The 23794-nt window shown below is 60.4% G+C and carries 23 protein-coding genes; all 23 read left to right on the top strand.

Going from position 1 to position 23794, the window contains the following annotated elements; translation table 11 throughout:
* Nucleotides 1-14: 14 nt before the first annotated feature.
* The 23 genes from F4V58_RS07855 to F4V58_RS07750 all read left to right on the top strand — a co-directional run bounded on the left by F4V58_RS07855 (nucleotide 15) and on the right by F4V58_RS07750 (nucleotide 23646).
* A complete protein-coding gene (locus F4V58_RS07855) occupies nucleotides 15-1580 on the top strand; it encodes a phage portal protein (RefSeq protein WP_075734871.1) in 1566 nt (521 codons plus the stop codon).
* The gene (locus F4V58_RS07850; RefSeq protein ID WP_075734869.1) at nucleotides 1580-2680 is read left to right on the top strand and encodes a phage minor capsid protein; all 1101 of its coding nucleotides are present in this window, start codon (nucleotides 1580-1582) and stop codon (nucleotides 2678-2680) included. The genes F4V58_RS07855 and F4V58_RS07850 overlap by 1 nt, the downstream gene beginning before the upstream one ends.
* Nucleotides 2681-2746: 66 nt before the next feature.
* Nucleotides 2747-3436 carry a hypothetical protein gene (locus F4V58_RS07845; protein WP_075734867.1) on the top strand — a complete coding sequence of 230 codons (690 nt, stop codon included), beginning with the start codon at nucleotides 2747-2749 and terminating at the stop codon, nucleotides 3434-3436.
* A gap of 18 nt (nucleotides 3437-3454) precedes the next feature.
* A complete protein-coding gene (locus F4V58_RS07840; RefSeq protein ID WP_075734865.1) occupies nucleotides 3455-4348 on the top strand; it encodes a phage capsid protein in 894 nt (297 codons plus the stop codon).
* A 137-nt stretch (nucleotides 4349-4485) separates the two neighbouring features.
* Nucleotides 4486-4950: a hypothetical protein gene (locus F4V58_RS07835; protein WP_075734863.1), complete on the top strand. Its 465-nt coding sequence runs from the start codon at nucleotides 4486-4488 to the stop codon at nucleotides 4948-4950.
* A gap of 4 nt (nucleotides 4951-4954) precedes the next feature.
* Nucleotides 4955-5305, top strand: coding sequence for a hypothetical protein (locus F4V58_RS07830; RefSeq protein WP_075734861.1), 351 nt, complete (start codon nucleotides 4955-4957; stop codon nucleotides 5303-5305).
* 4 nt (nucleotides 5306-5309) lie between these two features.
* On the top strand, nucleotides 5310-5672 hold the full coding sequence (locus tag F4V58_RS07825) for a hypothetical protein (RefSeq protein WP_075734859.1): 363 nt from the start codon (nucleotides 5310-5312) through the stop codon (nucleotides 5670-5672).
* Nucleotides 5673-5736: 64 nt separating this feature from the next.
* A complete protein-coding gene (locus tag F4V58_RS07820; RefSeq protein ID WP_150385748.1) occupies nucleotides 5737-6117 on the top strand; it encodes a hypothetical protein in 381 nt (126 codons plus the stop codon).
* Between the two features lie 9 nt (nucleotides 6118-6126).
* On the top strand, nucleotides 6127-6699 hold the full coding sequence (locus F4V58_RS07815; RefSeq protein ID WP_075734855.1) for a phage tail tube protein: 573 nt from the start codon (nucleotides 6127-6129) through the stop codon (nucleotides 6697-6699).
* A 138-nt stretch (nucleotides 6700-6837) separates the two neighbouring features.
* Nucleotides 6838-7332, top strand: a complete 495-nt coding sequence (locus tag F4V58_RS07810; RefSeq protein ID WP_075734853.1) for a hypothetical protein — start codon at nucleotides 6838-6840, stop codon at nucleotides 7330-7332.
* Nucleotides 7333-7430: 98 nt separating this feature from the next.
* On the top strand, nucleotides 7431-7718 hold the full coding sequence (locus F4V58_RS07805) for a hypothetical protein (RefSeq protein WP_084559730.1): 288 nt from the start codon (nucleotides 7431-7433) through the stop codon (nucleotides 7716-7718).
* A gap of 70 nt (nucleotides 7719-7788) precedes the next feature.
* Nucleotides 7789-14490 carry a tape measure protein gene (locus F4V58_RS07800; RefSeq protein WP_169833312.1) on the top strand — a complete coding sequence of 2234 codons (6702 nt, stop codon included), beginning with the start codon at nucleotides 7789-7791 and terminating at the stop codon, nucleotides 14488-14490.
* Between the two features lie 5 nt (nucleotides 14491-14495).
* The gene (locus F4V58_RS07795; RefSeq protein WP_075734849.1) at nucleotides 14496-15275 is read left to right on the top strand and encodes a hypothetical protein; all 780 of its coding nucleotides are present in this window, start codon (nucleotides 14496-14498) and stop codon (nucleotides 15273-15275) included.
* Nucleotides 15263-16177, top strand: a complete 915-nt coding sequence (locus tag F4V58_RS07790) for a hypothetical protein (RefSeq protein WP_075734847.1) — start codon at nucleotides 15263-15265, stop codon at nucleotides 16175-16177. The genes F4V58_RS07795 and F4V58_RS07790 overlap by 13 nt, the downstream gene beginning before the upstream one ends.
* Nucleotides 16168-19116: a hypothetical protein gene (locus F4V58_RS07785; RefSeq protein WP_075734845.1), complete on the top strand. Its 2949-nt coding sequence runs from the start codon at nucleotides 16168-16170 to the stop codon at nucleotides 19114-19116. The genes F4V58_RS07790 and F4V58_RS07785 overlap by 10 nt, the downstream gene beginning before the upstream one ends.
* Before the next feature lie 406 nt (nucleotides 19117-19522).
* Complete coding sequence (locus tag F4V58_RS07780; protein ID WP_150385747.1) at nucleotides 19523-19882, top strand: hypothetical protein; 360 nt, start codon at nucleotides 19523-19525, stop codon at nucleotides 19880-19882.
* A 618-nt stretch (nucleotides 19883-20500) separates the two neighbouring features.
* Nucleotides 20501-20677 carry a hypothetical protein gene (locus F4V58_RS12510; protein WP_157105769.1) on the top strand — a complete coding sequence of 59 codons (177 nt, stop codon included), beginning with the start codon at nucleotides 20501-20503 and terminating at the stop codon, nucleotides 20675-20677.
* Nucleotides 20678-20693: 16 nt separating this feature from the next.
* Nucleotides 20694-21077 carry a hypothetical protein gene (locus F4V58_RS07775; RefSeq protein ID WP_075734837.1) on the top strand — a complete coding sequence of 128 codons (384 nt, stop codon included), beginning with the start codon at nucleotides 20694-20696 and terminating at the stop codon, nucleotides 21075-21077.
* Between the two features lie 13 nt (nucleotides 21078-21090).
* Nucleotides 21091-21675, top strand: coding sequence for a carbohydrate-binding protein (locus tag F4V58_RS07770; protein WP_075734835.1), 585 nt, complete (start codon nucleotides 21091-21093; stop codon nucleotides 21673-21675).
* Nucleotides 21676-21736: 61 nt separating this feature from the next.
* Nucleotides 21737-22462, top strand: a complete 726-nt coding sequence (locus tag F4V58_RS07765; RefSeq protein ID WP_084559729.1) for a peptidoglycan recognition protein family protein — start codon at nucleotides 21737-21739, stop codon at nucleotides 22460-22462.
* Nucleotides 22462-22854 carry a hypothetical protein gene (locus F4V58_RS07760; RefSeq protein ID WP_075734833.1) on the top strand — a complete coding sequence of 131 codons (393 nt, stop codon included), beginning with the start codon at nucleotides 22462-22464 and terminating at the stop codon, nucleotides 22852-22854. Before F4V58_RS07765 ends, F4V58_RS07760 begins: the two co-directional genes overlap by 1 nt.
* Nucleotides 22854-23321 (top strand): hypothetical protein, encoded by a 468-nt coding sequence (locus tag F4V58_RS07755; RefSeq protein ID WP_075734831.1) that lies wholly within the window; start codon nucleotides 22854-22856, stop codon nucleotides 23319-23321. The genes F4V58_RS07760 and F4V58_RS07755 overlap by 1 nt, the downstream gene beginning before the upstream one ends.
* On the top strand, nucleotides 23311-23646 hold the full coding sequence (locus F4V58_RS07750; RefSeq protein ID WP_075734829.1) for a hypothetical protein: 336 nt from the start codon (nucleotides 23311-23313) through the stop codon (nucleotides 23644-23646). Before F4V58_RS07755 ends, F4V58_RS07750 begins: the two co-directional genes overlap by 11 nt.
* The last annotated feature ends 148 nt before the right edge of the window (nucleotides 23647-23794 follow it).

The raw sequence follows: 23794 nt of genomic DNA, 5'->3' as shown, positions 1-23794 counted from the left end.
AGGAGACCCCGCTCATGCCAATGCCAGCCCCTAACACCCCGTGGCCCCCCGCCGACTATCAGCCCGCAATAGCGGCCATTAAACGCGATGACGCCCTACTCACAGGCAAACTGGGATACCTCAACTCGCTGCGCGCGGATAAAGCCCCACGCCCGTACGAGCACCGCGCCCAATTCAACGGAGGACTACTAGGCGCGACCGCGAAGGCTATCTACGGACGCCCCAACGCCGGCCTATCGGAGACCTACCAACTCACCCACCACCTACCCATCGCGGACGAGCTCACCACCGTCCTAGCGGACTACATGGCAGGCAAACCACCCGCAGCAATCCTAGCGCCCGATGATGAATGGAATACCCACGCCCAGGACGCCCTCGACCGCCTAGTGACCTCCGATGACTTCGCCGTGCAATGGTGGAACGCCGTCTACTCCGCCGGTGCTCTCGGCTGGGTTTACGGCCGTGTCGTGTGGAACAAGAACGTTCAGGACACCCCGTGGATTGAGTGGATAGACGCCGACTGTGGCATAGCGGAGTTCGAGAACGGCCAGCAAGTTGCCGTAACGTTCTGGGACACGTACCCAGCCCCGGAGGGGAAAAAGGTTTACCGCCTGCTGCAGCGCCATACTGCGGGCCGGATCGAGTACCAGCTCTACGAAGGTAGTCACGACAATATTGGTCGCCCGGTGCCGTTCATGGACTGCGCCGAAACGCAGCACCTAGCCAACCTAGAGGGCTTACAAGACGGCACCATTCTAGTCACCGGGGCTACCACCCCAACGGCGCACATGCTGTCAAACTACCGGCCCCGGCGTGAATGGCGACACGACCCCACACTTCGTTACTACTCCACGAGTGATATTGCGCGGGGAGCGGACATTTTCGAAACAATTGACCAGGTGTGGTCGCAGTTCCAGTCCGAGATTGACGCCGCCAAAGGCCGCTTGTTCGTGAGTGAGGACTTACTCCTTAGTGCAGGCCCAGGCAGTGGGCAGGTATTCGACTGGCACCAGGGAGTGTTCCCGGTGGGGGTTGCGGGAGACCCAGACGCCAAGCCTACGTTCGAGCAAGTTCAGTTCGATATGCGTGTGGAGAAGTACACGCAGGCCTTGGACACCGGTATTCGGAAAGCAGTGTCCGCACTAGGGTTGTCGCCGTTCACGGTGGATATGGACCCCGGCGCGTCCGGGGACATGACTGCCACGGAGACCCGCGCCCGTACGAAACGCACCCGTCAAACAGCGGAGACCAAGGGGCGTATGCAGCGCGCGCACCTATCGGCAATCCTCACTGCGTATGTGGAGATGGACGCCCTACTCAACGGCTACCAGCCCCCAACCCAGCCGGTGCTGGTGTCACTGCCAGACCAGATAGAGGTCAGCGAGAATGAAATCAGTGACGCGGTTGTCACGCAGCACAACGCCGGGGTGATGTCACTACGTACCGCCGTGAGGAAGCTCCACCCCGAGTGGACGCCGGACGAGGTAGACGCCGAACTACAAGAGCTTGAACGGCAGCATTCCTACGCCGTGGACCCGTTCGCCCTGCCCTCCGACACCAACCCCAATCCTGGTGAGTAATGCCGGCACCATACATTCTCAACAGCCCCGAGGCGCGTGATGAGTTCACCCGCCTGGTGTTGGCATACCAGGGGGCGGAAACCAACCTTGTGCGCCTTGTGGCGCAGGCTGTACGCAACCTAGCCGCCACTGATGAGGACTTTTACAACCGGCAACTCACCATGACCCGCTGGCTACGTATCCAGGCCGAGAAGGTACTCAAGGAACTTGAGGGTGAGGTCGCTAAACCGCTGCAAACAATGATCCGCACCGAGTACGACACCACCGCTGAACTTGCAGCGGGTAAACCTATCGCCCAGGGCGTGAACGTTGCTGCCGTGGACGCTCTCGCCGCCGAGACGATAGAGGCCGCACAAACAGCCCTGAACCCCCTCCTGCGGTATGTCATGGACACTTACAGGGAAATAGGCCAACAGGCCGTCATTGACCTCATAACGTCCGGAGAGCGCCGTATAGACGCCGTGCAGCAGATGGTGAACCGCTTCGCCGACCGGGGAGTTGTGGCCTTCCGTGACGTAACAGGCAGGAACTGGAACATCGCCACGTACTCGGAGATGGTGCTCCGCACCGGCGTGAACCGCGCACAAAACCAGGGCAGGAGGGACGGGTTCCAAGCCGCCGGAGTAGACCTCATCGTCACGTCCTCCCACATGGGGTGCGCCCCGCCGTGTCTACCATTCCAGGGCAAAATCTTAGCCCTTACCGGCTCTCCCGGTCTGCGGGAAGTTACAACCCCCACCGGGGAACGCATGACCGTTGAGGTCACGGCCACACTCACGCAGGCAGAAGCCCACGGGTATCACCATGTGAATTGCCGTCACACCGACGTGGCCTACATCCCCGGTATGCCAATACCAGAACCCCTACGCACGGACGCGACAGACTACGACCTAGTGCAACGCCAGCGCGCCATTGAGCGCAACATTCGGAAGTGGAAACGCCGTCACGCAGCTGCGCTAAACCCCCACTACGCGGAGATAGCACAGCGACGTGTGGAGATGTGGCAAGCCGAGCAACGCCGCCATGTAGCCCAGAAAGACTGGTTGGTGCGCCAGTACGACCGGGAGAAGGTCATTGCTGCCGAGCGTCGCAAGAACTGACCGCCACCGCACTTTTGGCATTCTCCTAGGTGACTGGCAGGCCGGGAGTCTGCCAATGGTCACCACATGAACACTACATTCTTTCAGGAGGACTACGCAGTGAGCGAGCAGGAAACCCCACAGGCCGAGGACACCACCACCGAACAGGAAACCCCACAAGGTGACCAGGTGGAGGAACACCCCCAGGAGGACACTACCCAGGAGGTAGACCCCCGTATCTCCAAGCTTCGCAAAGAAGCCGGTGACTACCGCACCCGCCTACGCAAGCAGGAGCAGGCCGCTGAGGAATACAAGTCCCAGCTCGAACACCTACGCGGTTCCCTCTCAAAGACGTTGGGCATTGAGGAGGAAACCTCCCCGGAGGACCTCATCAAGCAGGCCGAGGAACAGGCAACGCAGGCCAACCAGCGCTACAACGAACTGCTGCAGCGAGTCGCACTAAGCGACGCCATTGGTAAAGCGAAAGCCGACCCTGACCTCGCCGTGCCGTTCATCAAGGGTACCGATAAGTTCGGCACCCTCGACCCGTCCGCAGATGACTACGAAGCCCAGGTGGCGGACCTAGTCGCCGAAATTGTGGAAAAGTACCCGAAATTGCGTGTCCAGGCGGCACCACCGTCCTCGGGAAACACCACACCGCCTTCCAACAACGAGCACCGCGAACTAACCCGCGATGACCTCCGTAAATTGCCCCCGGAGGAAATCAACAAGCTGGCTCGCGAAGGTAAACTTGACCACCTCATGGGCAAAAAATAAACCCGAAGGAGACATTTAATGTCTGTTGATTCTTTCATTCCAGAACTCTGGAACGCCGCCATCATCGAGCCGTACGAGAAGTCCCTCATCTACGGCCAGGGCAGTATCGCCAGCCGCGCCTACTCCGGCAACATCAGCCGCGTAGGTGACACCGTGCACCTGACCACTCTCACCTCCCCAACGGTGAAGAAATACACCAAGGGGCAGGACATCACCATCGAGGACCTGGCAACAAACACCAGCACCCTCACCATCGACCAGGGGTCTTACTTCGCCTTCGGCGTAGATGACCTCGACAAGCTACAGGCCGCTGGTGCGTTGCAGGACCCCGCTACTCGCGCGGCGTCCATCAAGCTCCGCGACTCCGCAGACCTGTACCTTGCAGGGGTACTCAAGGACGGCGCGAAGTCCAGCAACAAGCTGGGCACCCTACAGGTTGTTAACGATGACCCTCAGCGAGTCGGAACTGACCAGACCACCGCGTTTAAGACGCTGGTGCTCCTGGCGGAGAAGCTCAACAGCAACTCCGTTCCAACCACAGGCCGTTACGTAGTCGTGGGGCCTAAGACCTACTCCGCACTACTCATGGACCCACGTTTCACCCGCGTGGACGCGTCCGGCACCTCCGAGGGACTACGTAACGGCATTGTTGGGCGCGCCGTGGGCTTTGACGTCCTGGTGTCCAACAACGTGCCCACCACGGCTCAGCGTGAGCTGGCTATCGCCGGTGTTCCGGACGCCTTCGCCTACGCGTCCCAGCTCCTCAACACCGAGGCGCTGCGCGACCCCAAGCAGTTCCGTGACATTGTTCGCGGCCTCCACGCCTACGGCGCGACAGTGGTCCGCCCGGAGGGCCTGGCAACCGCCGACATTAACGTTGTGGAACCTGCTGCTGTTGCACGCGTAGCGTAACCACACGCCGTGTAGAGGGGGTTGCTGGCACGGCCCCCACTGCACAAATGATGAGACCCGCTCCCCGGGTAGGTCACCCTCCTAGGGTGCCGGGGGCCGGGTCTCATTTCTATAGCTACTAGTAGAAAGAACCCGCCGTGAATTACCCCGTCTACGCCACCCTAGAGACCCTACAAACCAAAGCTGACCCCGATACCCTCACCAAGCTCAGTGAGCTACCAGAGCGCACCGTGGAGCGCCTTCTCAACGCCGCGTCCCGAGCCGTGCGTTGGTACACCCGCGCCGCACGATACGACACCGATGACTACTACCTCCCCACGGACGAGACCATTCGCACCGCCATGGCAGACGCCACCGCACTCCATGCCCTATCTCTCATAGAGATGGACCTCGTAAATGACGTCCTCAGTGGAGGTGTTGCAGCCGGGCCGGAAGTGAAATCAACCAGTGAGAACGGCGCGTCCCTCACATTCGACAACACCGCACACACCACGGCCCTGAACAGGCTACGCGCCGGGCACCTCGCTACTGAAGCGGAGTGGGTACTCAAGGACGCCGGGCTACTCGCAGCACGTCCCCTAATCCACTTCCGAGGGTGGTAACCCCATGCAACCTAACCGCTTTGCTAAGCTGCGCTCCCGTATCTGGGACACTCACTCCGTTCTGGTGGAGGGGGAAACGAAACGCAGCGCGTTCGGAACCACCCACGGCAACGCCACGGAAGTGAAGGCGTCCGTGACTGTGTCCGAACGCGTAGTGAAAGACCTCCACGGCAATGACGTCCTTGTGGCTGCGACTATACGCTGGGCACCATCGGGGCCAATCCCACACGTGGGTGACAAAATCACCCTCCCGGAGTATTTCCCCGTCAAAGGGCGCCGGGAAGTCATTACCTCCGGCCTGGTTGTGTCCGGCACTGGCCTGACCCCTGACCACGTAGAGGTCACGGTGAAGTAGCTCAATGGCCAGGAAGAAGATAGACCTCACCTCAGCTGCTGCGAAACTACGTGCCGCCACCATCAAGGGAGTCAACGAGGGAGCTATGGCGTTGCAGGCGCAGGCCCTACCCCTCACCCCGTTCCGTGTCGGTGACCTGCGCAACTCATCCGCCATCTCATACGCCCGCATGATTAGCGCCGGAGCAGCCGAGGCAGTTGTGTTTTACACCAGCGTTTACGCCGTGTACCAGCACGAAGGAGCACCGGGCAAAATTCACCCGGGCACACAAATGAAATTCCTCGAAGAACCCATGAACGACCCGCAACTACAGGCCCATATCAAGGCCACCATCAAGCGACACATAGGAGGTCAATTCCGTGGATGAATACCCGTACGACCACGCCGACGCCGGCATATCCATAATCCAGTACCTACACGCCCAGGGGGTCGTGAAAGACCCCACAGGGGACCAGGTCGAGGACACGGGTCAGCCCGCCATCTACCTCGGCGACATGGCCGACAACCCAGACCGGGCACTAGCCCTCATTGGCCCGTGGGTTGACGATGATGATTGCAGCAACCCCGCCCTACGGTTCATGATCGTGGGCCGTGGCGCGCCCGGCGACCAACTCGGCGTCATGGACGATATGGCCCGCGTTATGCACGTCCTATGGTCCAACTATCCCTACTTACTGACCGCAAATCGGGAGGTGGCATATTGTCACCGGGTCGCCAATGACCCACCCGTGCCAGACCAGAACGGACGCTTCAGGCGAGTTGATACCTACGAAACACGCATGAGAGTTCCGAAAGATTTCCAACCGCTTTAAGGAGCAAAAATGGCAACTATTGCTAAGGCCCCCAACTCTTGTGAGTTGGACAAGCTGCAGAATCGTGGCTGGCAGGTTCAGGCCAAGCCACGTGGCGCAGGCCCAGAAGAGTACAAGTTCGTGCAGGGTCGTACCAGCACCACCGTGAAGGTGGATGTGAACCGTGTGGACGGCACTGACCTCGACTCTGACGGCTGGACCTACGAGGAGGCCGTTTCCCGCGCCCTCACGGTGTCCATGAACCTGAACTATGTCCAGAAGGGGGACCTTCCGCTCGTAACGGAGTCCCAGCGACTCCTGAAGCTCGCGGGTGAGTCCCTCGGTGGCGACAATAAGGTAGACGTGCGCGTGTGGCGTACCGATATTGATGAGGGTTGGGAGTCCACCTTCGGTGTGATGTGGGAGGACCAGGACGGTGACGCTAATGGTTTCCGCTCCGCGTCTGTAACCCTGTCCTCTGTGTGCGCGCCGAAGCGTATCAAGTCCGTGGAGGAGGGCAACGAGAAGGCCGCGTCCGTTGAGGTGGACAAGGCCGAGCTGCGTAAGGTCCTTGACCCGGCCGGTGAAAGTGACGCCAGCTAAACCTCCGTCCTGATGGCCCCCGTGTAGGTACTGCGGTACTCATGCGGGGGCCTTCGGCATGTCGTGGTGGTCTGACCGCCACGACTACCGGCGCATGATGAACGGTGACGATATTCGCACAACCGGAAGGCCCAAAAAATGGCAGTGAACCTCGGAAACTTAGATGACTTCCTCGCAGAAGAAGACATCACCTTCACCATCGGCGGAAAGCAATACGGCGTGACCATCAGCGCAAAAGACATGCTGAAATTCAACGCCATTGAGGAACGTACCCAGGCAGATAAGATTGGCGCGTACTACCTGTGGGAACGTGCCTGCGACCTCGTGGGCACCACCTTCGACCAGGAAGAAATGACGTTCAAAGGTGGATTGATCGGCAAGGTGCTGAAAGAAAACCCCAAGATGTCGTACGAGGTACTGGGGCGTTTGTTGACGTCCATCTACCTCAAGGCCCGCTGGACTGACGATGTAGCAAAAACCTTCGCAGAAACAGGTGACGTGGGAAAAGCACTGGGAGTGGAGAAGGTGGTGAAAGCGTTGGAGGACAACGACACCAGCAGCGCCGACAGTCCGAACCCGGAGACGCAGCCGGAACCTGGCGAGACGGCTGGGGAAGACTCCGCCGAGAAGTAGACGAACTCGCGTGGGCGCCGGACTACGGGTTCTGGTACGACCCACGGCCCGGCGCGTATGGGCATGATGACCCTGGCGGTGGGCCGTACAACCCGGAGGTGTTGGACACGTTCGGGGAGTATGTTCGTGACTTCTACGAGGACGCCCCGCAGCGGGACACGTTGTATGCCCCGGAGGTGTTGACGTGGCCGGTGTTCCTAGAGCAGTGGCAGCTCATTGAGCTGGACTTCCAGCAGCACTACCACATTGACCTTGCAGCCCCTGGGTTGTTGGAGTCCCGCAGGTGGGGTTGGTTTGAAACCCGCGTCATTGGGCTACTAGGGGCAGAAACACGCCTAGCGACTCACCTACAGAACCGGTCTAAGGAACTTCGGGAAGACACCTGACCGCGCGGGGGTCTAGTGCATGGTGGTGGGGTTAGAAAACCCCGTAAACCCCCATAGGGAGGGCACCATCATGGCACTAGACTTAGGCGAGCTGCAAGGCTCCATCAAGATTGATATTGCAGGCGCAGAGCGTGACCTCATGCGCATGCAGGGTGGTTTGGAACGCCTAGAAAAGTCGTTGGGCTTAGTGGAGAAGAACAAGCTTGACATTAAGCCCCGTGGGGAGCGGGAGCTAAAGAGCGCGGGGCGTGCAGCTGATGATTTAGGGCGCGCCTTATCTTCTGCGGAGACCGCAGCTAAGGCCGTGAAACTAGACGCCCGCCTGTCCAGTAACGTTCGGGAACTCAAGGGCGCAGCCGACCAAGCCGCCACGGGCCTAGGCGGGGCCGCTAAAGCCGCCGATAACCTTGGCCACGCAGGCAAGGGCATTAAGCAGGTTGAGGGCCGTCTAGAATCACTAGCGGGCGCAGCAAGGAACCTTATCCCCGCTTTGTCGGTGGGTGCGTTCGGTGGGACTATCCTCTCCAAGGGTTGGGCACGCCTGACCGGCATTGATGACGCCCAGTTTAAGCTCAAGGGGTTGGGCCATGAAGCGGAGTCCATCGAGTCGATCATGGACTCCGCCCTAGCTTCAGTGATGGGCACTGCCTACGGCCTGTCGGACGCCGCTACCGCAGCTGGTAACGCCGTGGCGTCCGGTGTTGAAGTTGGAGATGACCTCACCCGAAGCCTAAGCATTATGGCCGATACCGCCGCCATTGCTGGCGCTCCACTCAACGAAATCTCGCGGATCTTCGGGCAGGTGCGTGGCAACGGCAAGCTCATGCGTGAGGAGTTACTCCAGCTCTCCGAGCGCGGTATCCCCGTGTTTGACATGCTGGCCAAGTCTGTGGGGGTCACGAAGTCCGAACTGAACAAGATGGTCAGTGACGGCAAGCTGGGCATTGAGGACTTAGAGCGCGCCTTGGAGCAGAACCTCGGTGGTGCTGCCAAGGCTATGGGCGGTTCTATCACCGGCTCTATCGCCAACCTGGGCGCGGCGTTAGGTCGGCTGGGTGCGACTGCTATGGAGGGCGGGTTTAGTCAGCTTCCTGGTGTCCTAGAGTCCGCCACGGGGGCGGTTGATGACCTCTCCGGTGTCGTGGAGAAGGCCGTGGGGGTATGGGGTGGACTGCCCGGCCCCGTGAAGCAGACGTTAGGTGTTCTTCTGGCCGTTAAAGGGGCCTCGGTTGCCCTAGGTACGGAGATTGGGCAAAAACTCACGGCCAAAATAGCCGACTTAGGGCAAAACCTGGCGGGAGTTAAGGGCAAAGTGGGGGATCTTGGGGCAGCGTTCAAAGCTGCGTACCAGCAAGGTGCGGCCCCTGCCCGGCTCATGCGAGAGCAGCACATCCTCGCAGCAGCAGCCGCCCAAAAGAGTGTCCTACAGTCGAAGAGCGCGTTCGCAGCAATTGACCTCATGGGACAACAAGCCGCACACGGCGTAGGTGGGGCCATGCGGGGAATGCAGTCCGTAGCGGCGGGGTCATTCGGGGCAATGAAGCTCGGGGCCAAGGGACTGCTCAGCTTCTTCGGAGGGCCTTGGGTCGTGGGTATCGGCGCAGCCGTAGCAGTCCTCGGCAAAATGTATGAGGGCTACTCCACCTACAAGAAGGCAGAGGAAGAAGTAGCTCAGGCCGTCCGCCAGTCCGAGGGCGCACACGACGGCCTCACCAAGGCCATGCAGCGTACGAACGGCACTATGACTGGGGAGTCTGTGGACGCAGCCACCGAGTACGCGGGCACCGTCCTTACTCAGTTCACGGCCATGGGTGAAGCACACTCGAAGATGTTTGGCTCCATCTCAGACGCCATGGGCAAGTCCGGAGGATACCTCAAAGTCATCTTCGGCTCATCTGCTGACTGGGACGTCTACCACGAGCACCTAGACAAGGCCCGCGCTCACGGCGAAAGCTTCAAGGCACTAAATGACGTCATGCGCGACATGGGACTCACACAGGAAGATTTAAATAAGGTTGTTGCCGCTGGTGGTGAGGAATATGTGGAGCTGGTACGCAACCTCACATCCATGGGCGAAGCTGGCCAGGCTGCCGCGAACGAGCTGACGGAAACGCGCAGGAAGATTGATGAGACCGCAGCAGCCGCCAAGGCTGTTGATGATGGTTTCGTAGCTATCTCGGGTGGTCTTGCTCTCGTGGCAGATGAGAGTGCCAGTGCGGAGCAGAAACTCACCGGCGTTCTTGACGTCCTTCGGGAGATGGGTCTTATTGAGGAGTCCGCTGAGGACGCCATGTGGGACATGGCGGACGCCGTGTCCGAGGTTGTAGACGGCCTGGAAAAGTGGGAGGACGTAGACCGCAACGCCTTGTTTGTTGACCCTACTGGTGGGGTGTCGTGGGACAACCTGGATAAGACCAACGAGAAGAACAAGGAGCTGCGCGACTCCCTGGCTGCGTTGCGTGATGAATATGTCCAGACGGTGCAGGCCGGTGGGGACTCCGACGAAGCCTGGAAACTAGTCCAGGACTCCCTAGGCGCACTGACGGACAAGACTGTGTTTACGCGTGAGGAAATTGACCAGCTTGCCGAGTCGCTGGGACTTATGCCCGATGAAATTAACACAATTTTGGCGGTCCAAGGCACCTCCGAGGCTGTGCAGCAGCTTGACGCCGTGTGGGGAACTCTCAAGGATGTGGAGGACGGCGCGGAGGTTCATGTGGGCGTTCTTGCCGATGAAGCCGTCACAGCCTTAGAGGGTATCGGCTACAAGGTTGAGGAGCTTAAAAACTCCGATGGGGAGACCATTGATATGGTTATCACCGCCAAGGACGATGACGCACGCAGCAAGATCCAAGACCTGGTGGAAAAAACCTCCCAGCTTGATGACGCCGAAATCACACCAGATATTTGGCTAGACAACTCCAAGATTCGTCTGGGAGCGGAGGAGGTCGACCAGATTGTTCGGGAGCTGAATTTAAAGAAGGTGAACCCGGAGGCGGAGATTGACCTGCGACAGTTGTTCGCTGATGGTCAGGCTACCCGCACGGAGTTGGCGGAGCTGTCACGTCAGACAGCTATCCCGGTTGCTGACCTGGATAAGGCCTTGTTTGACGCTGGTGTTAAGGACGGCTTGGCGGCGGCCGTAAACTTGGACTCTCAGCGCCCAAAGCCAGTCGCAGACCTGGACACCACGCAGCTGAAGGCTAAGGCCAGTGAGGCAAATGGCGTTCTTGACGGCCTAAAGCGCACCCTAAGCAACGTGTGGGACCGCATTACGGGTGCTAATAATGCCGCCCGGTCGGCTGGGTCTACAAGCGCGCGGTTCGCCACCGGTGGACGTCATGGTGGCTACCAGCTCCCCGTCACGGGTCCAGGTACGCACGAAACGGACGGGTTCCTTGCCCTGGATAAGAACGCCCGCCCTATTGCTCGCCTGGACGCGGGAGAATGGATCATCAACGGCCAGCGTTCCGAGCGATTCAGTCGCACGCTGGGGGCGATTAACTCCGGCAGTGATGACCAGATAGCCCAGGCCCTCACCACCGAGCTGACGGGCTACGCGGACGGCGGGCGCGCAACCCCAGCAGAGGTATACGCCTTCGTCTCCGGCAAGGAGGTCAACGGCTACCGCGCTAAGCGCCCCCTTGAGGGAGCAACCTACGACTGGGGTGGCATGAACTGGGGTGACTGCTCCGGAGCTGTTTCCGCAGGCGCAAGGTTCGCGGCAGGGGTGAACCCCTTCGGTGGGCGCTTCGCCACTGGTAACGAGGGCCAGGCCCTCTCCGCACTAGGGGCACAGAATGGTGTTGGTTCCGGCCCGCGTCTAGCGTTCGGCTGGTTCAACGGCGGACCCTACGGCGGGCACACCGCTGCCACGCTCTACGGGCTGACTAGTGGCCCCGTGAACCTCGAGATGGGAGGTAGCCGTGGCAACGGCCAGATTGGTGGACAAGCCGCCGGAGCCACACACCCCTCATTCACCGACCACGCTCACATTGACCTTGCCGGTGGAGGTGATGGTGGGGAAATCTTATCCACCAGCGTTGACGGCATGACCGTCAAGGGTCAGTCCGGAGTGAAATCTATCGACTGGGGAACGGCGTCCGCACTCAAGGCTGATGTAGAGCAGTCCGCTCACCGCGCCCGCCAGCTTGCCCGCTACCGCCGTCAAGACTTCGATGAGGGCGGGGTTGCTACCGGCATTGGGTGGATGCCCAAAAACACGGTGCTGCCGGAACGTAGACTCAACCCGGCGCAGACCGTGGCGTTCGAGCAACTCCCCGGTGCCCTTCGTGACGCAGCCGCAGCTATGCAGGGCGCAGCTGGTGAACTGTCCACCGTGGCACGCCAAGGTGGCTTAGCCGGGCTTCAAGGAGTTGCTGGTGGCATGTTGCACGCCGTATCTACCGGCGATGTCAGTGCCTTAGAGGGCAACCCTGCGTTACAGCAAGCCGCACTGGCCATGTATGACCAGTTCGGCAACGCGATTGGTGCAGCCGCCGATATGAAGGCCACTGAGGTCCTAGCCATCGGTGAACGCCTTGGTCTGGGTTTCATCACCCAGTACGCCACCGGCATTGTAGGGGCCTATGAGGGTCTCGAAGATTCCTACGTGGCGCAGGTGGACGCAGCGGACGCACTCAAGCAGGCCAACAAAAACGTGGAGATTGCACAGCGTGAACTGGCCGAGGCCCAAGGCTCCAACGCAGAACTGTCCACGGCCACTATGCGCAAAATTCAGGACGCGGAGGAAGAACTCGCCAAGGTCAAGGCCGAAGGGCCGTCTAAGTCTGATATGGACGGCTCCCAGCACGCCGATAAGGTTGCGAAAGCAGAGAAACACCTCGCCCGTGTGCGTGAGGACGCCACTAAGGAACTTGAGGGCAACGGCGTAGAGTCTCTAGAGGCACTACAGGCGGCGCAGGAGAACCTCACCAACGCCGAAGATGAAGCAGCACTCGCTAAAGGTGTGGTGAAGCAAGCCGCGTTGGCCACTGGTCATGCCGAGATCGCCATGGCCGTTGAGGTCGCAGAAACGGTTTACCGGGTCGGTAAAGCCGTCTGGGACTGGATTGTCCAGACTGTAAATTGGTTCAATCAGATCAAGGTCGGAGAAGCCCAGGTCTACGCGCAGGCGATGGAAAACCAGGCTAATCTTTCTGGCGCAATTGAAGCACAAACTCAGCTAGTGTCCGAGCTACAAATGAAGATGGTTGACGCCCGTATTCAGATGCAGGCAGCAGCATGGGACGTCCAAAAGGCACAGGTTGGGGTTCTGGACGCCCACCTACAGGGCTTGAAGGATGTGGCCACGGCGGAGGAAAAACTCAAGGAGGAACGCGATAAGCTCCTTCACCGTCAAATCTACGACTTCACCGACTTGTCCATCTCGTACGATGACTACATTAACCGCGTGGTCATGGGTATTGGGCGCGAGTTTAAGGCCCGTACCAGTTTGGACGCCAGGGCCACTGCTGAGCGTCTCGCCCAGCAGAAAGACCTCACTACGCGGGAACAGCAGCTCGTTGAGGACGTATTTGCGGGCAAGTTCGCGGGGTTTGACGCGGAAAATGCCTCTATTGCGGAGCAGCGCCAGTTCGTGGAGGCATACTACGCGGCGGAGAAGGCCGGGATTGGTGACGTGCTGGTCGCAGCAACGCACGCCAACGCGGAACTGCTGGCGCGCCAACAGGAAGTGTATGCAGCCGAAGCTGAGCGCCTACGGTCTACGCGTGAGGCCACTCTTGAGGCCACCGTGGCGTCCTACCGGCACCAAGAGGCCGTGGTGGGGCTAACCCGTCTCACGGAGGATATGGCGCGCGCCCAGGACAAGGCTAACCGCCTTGCGTCTGATGGTGCTTTGGCAGCAGACAAAGCGACGGTGTTGGCTGAGATAGCCAAGCTTAAGGCCGAGAACGCAGCACACCAAGCCACACTCAATGACCCCAGTAAGAAAATTGGAGCGTGGTTCGACTGGGATGGTGACGGCAAGGTCCTTGGACTTGGCGACAACAAGGACGCTCAGGACATCTACGCAGCCAAGCAAGGCATTGCGGCCAATGAGCAGCTGCTGCGTGAGTACGAAAAGCGACTCAAGGAACTTGGTGGAGGTGTGGGCAAGCTCTCCGCTGAGGATGAGGAGAAAATACGTTGGGCGGGGCTACTTAAGGCCCGTGGCGAGGACAAGAAGGCGGAGGATATTCTCCGCACAACCAGCATTGGTAAGGCCGGTGAGCAGCTTCGCCTTAACGACTTGGATGACCGTGTTAACGAGATTCAGGAGAAGCGTCTCAAGGCTGAGCGCGAGCGCGAAGATATGGCCAAGCGCCTGCCGTTCGAGTCGCGCCGGGTGGAGCTTGAGCGCGAGATCATGCGACTGGGTAGGGAACGTGACCAGCACAAGCACAACGCTGAGGGGTTTCGCACGGGCAACGCTGGTTCCCGTGAAGCTAGCTACGTCCTGGCTGACCATAACCGTGCGGTGGCGCAGGGAATGTCCGCGTTCTGGGACATGGCGGGGGTTAACCCCTTGGCCGACAAGGTCAACGGCGTGTCCACAGGACTATCTGACCGCACGGGGGCTGACCGTAAGGTCATCCACGTAAACGTTGATTTAGTTGAGGGTGGTATCTACACCTCAGAGTGGCTTGACCAACAATTCACGAAGATGAACGAACAGCAGGAGGAGCTGGACATGCGGGTAACGAAGGTTCAGAGCCGACTTGATTACACCTCTCCACAGGCCGTCATGTTGCAGCGGGCGGGACGGTAGTCGGAATGTGGAGGATTGATTTAGAGGCCTTCACCGGCCAGCAGTGGGAGTTGCTGGGCCGCGGTTGTACCGGTGGTGTTACCGTCCGCGTGGACGGCCTACCGGGGTTCTCTGCTATTCGTTCCGCATCCACGTTCTCGACTACGGAGCGTTCTGGTGTGCGACTCATTCCGGGGCGTTCCGTGGTACAGCCCTCCGAGGGTGTGATGATGGTGGGGGTTCGCCCTACCCGCGATAAGACGGCTGAGGAGTTGCTGCGTGACTTCTACGGCGCGTTTAGTGCGGAGCGGTACTCAACGCTGGTAGTGACCTCCCCGGAGGGGGTGGAGTACCGCTCCAAGGTTCGCCTTCCTGATGGGCAAGGATTGCCGGATGTCAGTTCTCTAGGCGCGCCGTTTATCCAGGTGGGTATCCCCCTGGTTCGTGACGTATCTACCTGGCAGCGAGACTACTCTAAGCCCGGTGGGCGGGTCACCATCACTAACTCCGGCGCGGACCTTATCTACCCCACTGTTCGGTGGACTACCGGTGGTGAGGTCATTGTGCCATCCGGGGCAAGGTTCACCTTGCCTACGGTTGAGCAGTCACGCCGCCTAAATCTTGACCCGGCAGCCTTCTACGCAGTGACGGACGATAACGGGGACATGGATGAAGCGCTGTGGCGTTCCATGTTCGGTGAGGTCCTGGGTGAGATGGTGCCACCAGGCGAGTCCCGAACGTTCACGGCCCCGGCCGGTTCATCTTTCCTCTGGTCGATTGGAGTTGACACGCCATGGGCGCTCTAACCCGGCAGGAGTGGTCATACCGCCGCCTACACGCCCTACAGGTAGCGCAGGACACTGGGCAGTGGGTTGGCCTATGCAACGGCGAGGGTGAGCCGGTTGCAGACCTTGCCGTCACTGGCCTGGACGCCACGGTCACGAACTTGGATACGGCGGAGTTGTCACTGACGATCCCTACCGCCGTTGATGAGAAACTCACGTCCCCGGTGGCGGAGCTTATCTTTGGCGACAGCCTGGGCCGTCAAGATGAGCAGACGAGTGCCCTAGTGCCGGCAACGGACCGCACAATGATGATTGTGGTTCAGGGGCCAGGCGGGAGTCTTGACCGGGAGGGGTATCTTGTGGATATTCCCGGCGCAGTGGGCGACGCCCTCGGCCCCCTGTCAGTGGACGTGCAGGCCACGCACATGAATGAGCTGCTGAACTGGTGCCCGTGTCCATCAGTGCCGGGCACGTGGGGTGATGTGGAGTTCACCCAGTGGCGTGAGGACGCGTCTAAAGCCGAGTCCGGTAAGGGCTACGCACAGCCCAGGACGCTTGCACCGGTGCAGGAGGCCACAATGTTCTATGGGCATACGAGCAAGGGCCCGGCTGTGGAAACGATCAGGCGGATTATTCAGGACTCTCTAGACGCCGTGGGGCGGCTGCATGGGTTTGACCGCCCGCATTTGGTGGTTGACTGGACGCCCACCCCGGATACGGACACGGAGGTCGTGATTAACCGCGATGACCGCACACTGTGGGAGGTGCTGGCTGAACCGGCGTTGCTGTTTGGTGTCTCCGTGCAGGTTGTGCCGTGGTGGCCGGGTGATGGGGAGTTCCCTACCCGAACAGGCCAGTGGGACGAGGATTACGCGGTGGGCCGTGTCATTGTGAAGAAGATTGGAGAGCCATTATGGCAGTAGCGAATATCCCAGCGCTGCAAGTCTCCGGCGGATCTTTGCAGATGGTAACCCGTGCTGCGTCCTACGTCTATGGGGCGTGGAAAGTCCGGTGGCCAGATGACTACGCAGACAAGCCAGAGCTAGAAGAAGGCCGCGCACAAGGCTACGTAGCTCAGCTACAGGGCGTCACGCCGGATAGGTTTGGACGCCGGTGGGTGCGCAAAGACGTTGCTGTGGACGCCGTAGACGGCACCAGCACGGTTGAGCAGACTCTTGATGATGTAGCGGAGCAGGTCAAAGGTGAGGCCACCGTCTCACAATTAGTAGGGCCGGAGGGTTACTCCCCACTGGTGCCGGGTGTTGATTTCCGTGTCGGTGATGTTGTTCCCGTGTCTATGTGGGGACGTCGTTTGGAGTTGCCGGTGAAGTCGATTCATCGCGTGGGCGATGGTGCTTCTGGTGTGCGCGTTGAGGTCGCGGTGGGGTCGCAGCTGATTGTGGACCGGCGTGGAGGTGCCGCCTATAACCTTGAGCGGGAGCGCAGGATTGAGGCCGATAAGCGGCGTTTGGAGGAGTCCCTGGGCAAGGTTCGTGGGGTTACGGCTGAGGTGAAGCGCGTGGCTGAGTCTGCTAGGTCTGACGCGGTGGAGGCTAAGCGGATTGCGGGTGAGGCCCGCGCCCAGGTGGTGGATTATTCGGAGCGTGCTAGGGCTTTTTCGGAGGCTGCTGCGGGGTTTTCTGAGTCTGCTGGGGTGGAGTCTGCTAAGGCTCACGAGTGGTCGTTGGAGGCTGCGGGGTATTCTGCGCAGGCGGGTGAGTTTGCGGAGAATTCGCAGCGCCTGAGTGAGATTGCGGGGCGTCATAGTGCCCAGGCCGGTGAGTATTCCCAGGCTGCTCGGCAGGCTAGTGACCAGGCTGCAACTAAGGCGCGGGAAGTCGCAGGCCTTGCGGAGCAGGCCACTACGGCCAGTGAGCAGGCAAGTGCCGCCAGTGAGCTTTCTCTGTCGTACCGTGACCGGGCGGAAGAGTTTTCCCGCGCCGCGAGTGGCCACTCTAGTGCTGCACAGCAGGCTAGTGAGCAGGCGGGGCGTCATAGTGCCCAGGCCGGTGAGCACTCTCAGTCTGCCCAGGCGGCTAGCCAGCAGGCCAGCCAGTCGAGTGAGCAGGCGGGGCGTCATAGTGCCCAGGCTGGTGAGCACTCCACTGCTGCGCAGGCCGCGAGCCAGCAGGCCACTACGGCCAGCCAGGAGGCCAGGGCTGCCAGTACCCGCGCTAGCGAGTATTCCGACCAGGCGGGTGCACGGTCTGCCCAGGCCGGGGAGTTCGCGGAGAACTCACAGCGCCTCAGTGAGCTAGCTAAGCGTCATAGTGACCAGGCAGCTAGTCACTCTACGGCGGCACGTCAGGCTAGCCGGGAGGCGGCAGCTAAGGCCAGTGAGGTTGCCGATGTCGCGCGCCGGGCTTCGCAGGCGTCCGAGGCGTCTAGTGAGGCGAGTCAGGCTAGCCAGTCGGCTAGTCAGGCTGCGCAGGCTGCGTCTACGGCAGCTACGCGGGCGCGGGAGTTGTCTCAGGAGGCGTTGCGGCAGGCGGAGCAGCAGCGCAACCAGGCTGAGGGTTTTCGTAATGAGGCGGAGACGCAGCGTAACGAATCTGAGAAGTCTAGGCGTAAGGCGTTCTCGGCCATGCACTCATCGTTTGCCAGCATGGCTAGTGCTGAAGCCGCCCGTGCCGTGGCCGAAGATGAACGCCGTCTGGCAGAAATTGAGCGCAAGCTGGCTGAGGAACAACGCTCCCTCGCGGAGGGGCAGCGCGAGCTGGCTGAGCGCGCTCGCGCCCAGGCTGAGTCTGCCCGTGATACGGCTGAGACAGCTAGGGCTAGTGCTGAGTCTGCTCGCGATACTGCCGAGACAGCTAGGGCTAGTGCGGAGTCTGCTCGTGCTGGTGCGGAGGAGCAGCGTGTGCTGGCGGACCGTAACCGGCAGACTGCTGAGTCTGAGAGGGCTAATGCTGAGCGGGCACGGTATGGTGCGGAGCAGGCTAGGGATACGGCTGAGACGGCGCGCTCCCGCGCTGAGCAGGCCAGGGATACGGCTGAGTCGGCCAGGTCTAGCGCCGAGCAGGCCAGGTCTGCTGCGGAGCAGTACCGTAACAAGTCTGAGGAGTCCCGCCGTAAGGCGTTCAGTGCCATGCACTCGTCTTTCGCCAGCATGGCTAGTGCTGAAGCCGCCCGTGCCGTGGCCGAAGATGAACGCCGTCTGGCTGAGATTCAACGCCAGCTCGCCGAGGAACAACGGTCGTTGGCGGAGGGTGCCCGCTCACGTGCGGAGTCCGCACGTGCCGGTGCCGAGTCCGCCCGTGATGGTGCGGAGCAGAAACGCTCCGCAGCAGAATCAGAGCGCGCTAAGGCGGAGCAGGCTCGCTCCCAGTCAGAGCAGCAGCGAAAGCTCGCGGAAATTGCGAGGCGAGACGCCCAGGACGCACTCGAGGCCACCGTGAAGTCCAACTCAGACGCACTGTGGCTACAGGAGTTTCGGACGCCAAAAGCGTTCGAATTGCTGTTCCCGAAATTTACCCGCATACCTAAAAAATTGCCCGACCACATGGGCGTGTCCATGGGCTATGTCACCTCCCATCACCACTCGGGGGGTGGGAGTTATCCCGCCAAAATGCGCTTCGAGTTTGTGCCAGGAGATTGGGTAGGCGTAGCCACATTGTCAGGTAATGCACGCGTGCACGATGTGTACGTTAATCACACGTTTCAGCTCAACGGTGAGACAGTGTCGGGTTCTGGGAAGCTAGAGATTTGGGTGGACGTTGCAGACGATTCGGGTGGAGATTCTGAGTACCCGGTGGTGGTCACGGTCTATCCGCGCTGGCCGTCTGATAGTCGGTACAAGCGTTACTACCAGGGCAAGGGCATAAAAGACCCCATCACTGGCAAGACTATTAATTTTGACTAATCCTAAGAAAGGGAATTTATGAGTACTGATGTTTTACTGCCGTATGGCAGAGTTTTTACCCCTCATAGTGAGGGGAGTGCGTATTTCACGGCGGTGGGTGATGCTCCTGGCCGGATTGAGCTCAAGCCGGGGCCTGTGATGGCGCAAGCCACGTATACGGGCGATGAGGGCGTGTCTGTTTTGCTCGCTCGTGGTGGAAAATTTGAGAAGCTCACGGAGATTCCAAAGCGGCGGGGGGGGGGTCGCGTTCCCCAGCGTTTGTGTCGTTCGGAGCGCTGGAAGGCGATCAAATCTTTCTCCTCATGCAGTCGAAGTGGGACGGCGAAGGCCAGCCCACAGGGTCTATCACGGTCTACCCTCTCGCCCCAACCTAGCCGAGGTGGTGTAAATGGCCACCTGGGAGGACATGGAGAATCTCGTCCCCTACGCGGTACGGATGCAGCACACCACGCGGCACACGTACATGCTGCCGGTGCCGGGCTCACCACTGTCGGGAACCTCCATGAAGATGGAGCCGGGGGTGTATCAGCTCTCGCTGGCGTACACGGGGCCGGAGCAGGCGTTTATCCGGTATCGGCCGGAAAACGAGGGCTACCACGACGTGTGTCATATCGCGGAGGATACCTCCGGGAAACCCCGCAGGTCAGCACCAATCATCATCCAGGCCGGGGAGAACACCACTGTCTCGGTCATCACGGTGCCGTACTCCAACCGGGGCGCGGACCAGTCATCCACGGCGTCACTACAGGTCATCCCTCTCGGCTAGCAGTGGAGGTGGTCTAGGTGAGTACCACTGACATGACTCCCTACGGCGCGGTATTCGTACCACGGGGGACGGGTGAAAAACACTTCGAGCACGTGGAAACCCGGTACACGAAGCTACGACTACAGCCTGGCCCATGCCAGCTCCTGGCATCGTACTTCGGTGAAGAGGAAGTCTTCCTGGGGCTGTATCGCGCCGGGAAGTACCACAAGCTCAAAGATATTCCCTCACCTGCGAAAACAGCGGGGGGGGGGTGCGTCTCCGACAGTCTGTGGTGGTTCCTCTCGCGGCTTTGGAGGGCGACCAGGTCTACCTGTATTTTCATCAGCCCTACGACGGGGACGGCGACAACTCCGGCTCCATCACCGCGATACCGCTCACCAGCTAGGGCAGGTGGTCTAAATGACCACGCTAGAGGACATGGAGACCATGGCCCCACTAGTCATGCTGTACGAGCATACGAGCAGCAGCGCGTACATGATGCCGGTGGCAGGCAGCAGGCACGAGGGAAAATTCAAGCAACTTCTGCCAGTGGGTGTGTACCAGCTCACGCTGGCGTACACAGGCCCCGAGTCAGTGGCCATCTGGTATCGGTCATCCAGTGCAGGAAAGAATCTTGTCTTGTGCGAGATTCCCGCCGACTCGAGTGGCCGTCCTCGCCGGTCTACGCCGGTGACGGTGCAGGCCACCGAGGGGGCCACAGTCGCAGTCGTGGCGACTCCACGCTCAAACTCCGGCCAGGCCGACATGGAGGGCACCGCGTCAGTCCAGGTGATACCTCTGGGGTATCTGACCTAGCTAGGGCGGTGGCAGTATGACCACCGAAATTGAGTTCATCAACCCGATCCAGGAGTACGTGCTGCGCCCCCAGTCGCAGGGAGGATGGCTAAAAGTCACCGACACTAACACCACCACCGCTGTGGGAGAGCACTACATGCCACTACCCAAGGGCAACTTGGAGCTAGTGCTCACCTGGACGGGGCGCGCCGGGCTGTGGTTTTTCTACCTCCCGGACGGGGTCTACGACTCCCGCGTCCAGGCCATCACTATCCCAGCTCAGTCTGACCGCGTCTCCCAGACCGCTAGGGTCTCACTACCGATCGACAGTGACGAGGCAAAATGCTATGCCTCAACCGGCGCGGGGCAAAACGCCTACCGCGCCGGGCTGAAAATAATCCGAACCAATTTCACAACCTAGAAAGGCATTTTTTATGACCATTGAGCAAATCCTGGACGAGGTCCAGAAACTGTCCTCCGCAGACGCGGAGAAGGTGGCGCGCGCCTGCGTGCCCCGCATTGACCTGGACCCCCTGCTCGAGTTCCGCATGTGGGCAGCAGATGAGCCCAAAAGGCGCGCACAGGCTGAGGTTGCCGAGCAAGCCAAGGTGGACATTATGAAAGACCTCCGCCAAGGCGGGGTACTGACCGCGCCCAAAACTGAAGCAGCCACGGCCTCAGACTACAGCGTCTGGGACAACCCCAAGGGCGTGAAGTCTAAAGCCTACCTGCCTGGTGACAAGGTGTTTCTTGTGGCCACGGGGCGTGTGTACGAGTCCACGAACCGCGGCCTGAACTTCTCGAAGCCGTCTGAGACTAATCCTCAGTGGGAGGACGTCACGGACGTGCTGTTCCCGGTGGAGGACGGTAAGGCCAAAAACGTGTGGGCAACCGGCCAGGCGTACAAGGCGGGTGACCGCGTGGAATACGAAGGTGTCCTCTACCAGGTCACTACCGCGCACACGTCCTCGGGAACACTACGCCCAGACCTAGACAATACCCACTACAAGCAGCTCTAACCCCCGCCCCTGACCGCATACCGGTCGGGGGCACACTCATACCCAAAATAAAGGAGAATGTATGAAAAATTGGCATAAATTAGAGCCTGACCGGGTGCGGCTACTCACCCGGCACTTCACCCCAGGACGCACCGCAAAAATCGAGTTCGTCACCATTCATCACATGGCGATGGTTGGCGGGCTGGACGAATGCTGGCGGGTGTGGCAGCAACGCCAAGCCAGCGCCCACTACTGCGTGGCTAACAGCCGCGAGATTGGGCAGGCCGTGTGGGATAAGGATACTGCCTGGTCGAATGCGAACGCCTACAGTAACGCGCGCTCTATCAGTATCGAGCACAGTAACTGTGGTGGCCCTGCGCAGGACTGGCCCATCAGTGATGATGTCCTCGATGAGGGCGCACACCTCGTGGCAGCGATCTGCCACTACTACAAGCTAGGCCGACCCGTCAGCGGGATGAACGTTCGTTTCCACTCGATTGAGTCCGGCGGGACCACGTCCTGCCCCTACCACCTCCGCCCAGGCGGAAAATACCACGACCACTACATGAACCGCGCCCAGTACTGGTACGACCAGATGGCGCGAGAAAAGGAAGGCACACCCATGATTGAACGTATTCGCTCCCTGATCAACCCGAAGAAGGCGTTCTCCCAGCCGGAGCTTTTGGCGATTATTGACGCCACGAACTGGGAAAACAACCAGCTACTCAAGTCGTTGGCGAAGAAGGTGGGTATCGACCCGGATACCTATCTGCGTGACGCCGTAGCCAAGGACCGGGAGGGTAAGTAATGCAGACCAAGCTCAATCCTGCTGGCTGGGTACGCCTAATCATGTACGTGCTGTCCGCTCTTGTGGGTATCGCCACGGTGGTTGCCACAACTCTGGGCTATGACGGCGTAGCCGCAATCCTCGGCACCGTGGCGGGCGCTGGTGCTGCCATCACGGGCGGCACGGCAGTAGCGAACCTCCCGAAAGCCCCTGACCATCAGCCGCTGGGTGGTTTGGACGTGGCGGCTATTTTGCCGGCAGTGCTGGCCATCTCCCAGGCCGTCCAACAGCAGCAGCGGGAACAGGCAGCGCCTGCTCCTGCGCCTGCGGTGGACGTGGCTCAGCTCTCCGGGCAGGAGCTAATCGAGTTCCTCACCTCCTATGGACCCGGCCGTCACCACAAGGAGGAATAATGCCTATCGACCATCTTCCTACGCGCTGGCAGCCCCGGGCGTACCGGCTGCGCAGGTTCCTGCTGTCAGACTCCACGGCCCTGATAATCCTAGGCACCGGCATAATCCTCAAGGGCCTGTCCTACACCCCGTGGGGGTTGGGTGAACCACCTGCCGCGGGAGTTCACCCGGCGGAGCACATTCTTCCCCTGGACGTGTGGGCCATCGTGTGGCTCATGGCCGGCTTGTTCTGCCTAGCAGCAGCGTTCATACCGAACGCCCTGGTGGACGCCATAGCTGTTGGCCTGGGTATCGGCCTGCACTGCACCTGGGGCCTGTCGTTCGTGGCCGCGACCTTGTGGGCTGACAACCCCCGAGGCTGGGTTACTGGGGTGTCATATATCACCGTGGTGGCGCTGGCAGTGTGGGCCATCTGGCGCGGCAAACGCGGAGACGTGGAGCTGAGGGAGGGAATGTATGACAAGTGAAGTTCTGACCTTCGCGGGCGTAGCCCTGACCGCCCTGGTTACCTACGCCGTAGCACGCATGAAAACCAGCGTGGAAAAACATACCGCAAAGGCGGATCGGCTGACCCAGTTGGAGCAGCGGCTCGAGGCCCTGGGCCGCAGGCTTGATGAGGAAATCGCCGCTCGCCGAGAGGCACAAACCCGCGCCTACGAAACCGGCCGCGCGCTGCGCCAAGCCGTGGCTTGGATACACGAGGTCACCGAGTGGATTCAGGGCGGTAGTAAACCCCCGGCTCCGGAGCTAGTCGACATCAGCGTCCTAGAGAAAGCAATCCCGCCCCCCTAAACCCATTTGACCCCCGCACCCCAGTGGTGCGGGGGTCATTTTTGGCGTTTTACGGGCTTAACACCCAACCTCACACATGTGCGAAGTTAAGTGGGAAGTTAAGCAGGGAAGCTGTTTCCGCAGGAAGTTGTTTCTGACGGCCTGAAAC

Origin of the sequence: Corynebacterium phocae (genome assembly GCF_008693075.1) — a bacterium.
Taxonomy (GTDB): Bacteria; Actinomycetota; Actinomycetes; order Mycobacteriales; family Mycobacteriaceae; genus Corynebacterium; species Corynebacterium phocae.
This window is presented reverse-complemented; position numbering and strand designations above follow the sequence as displayed.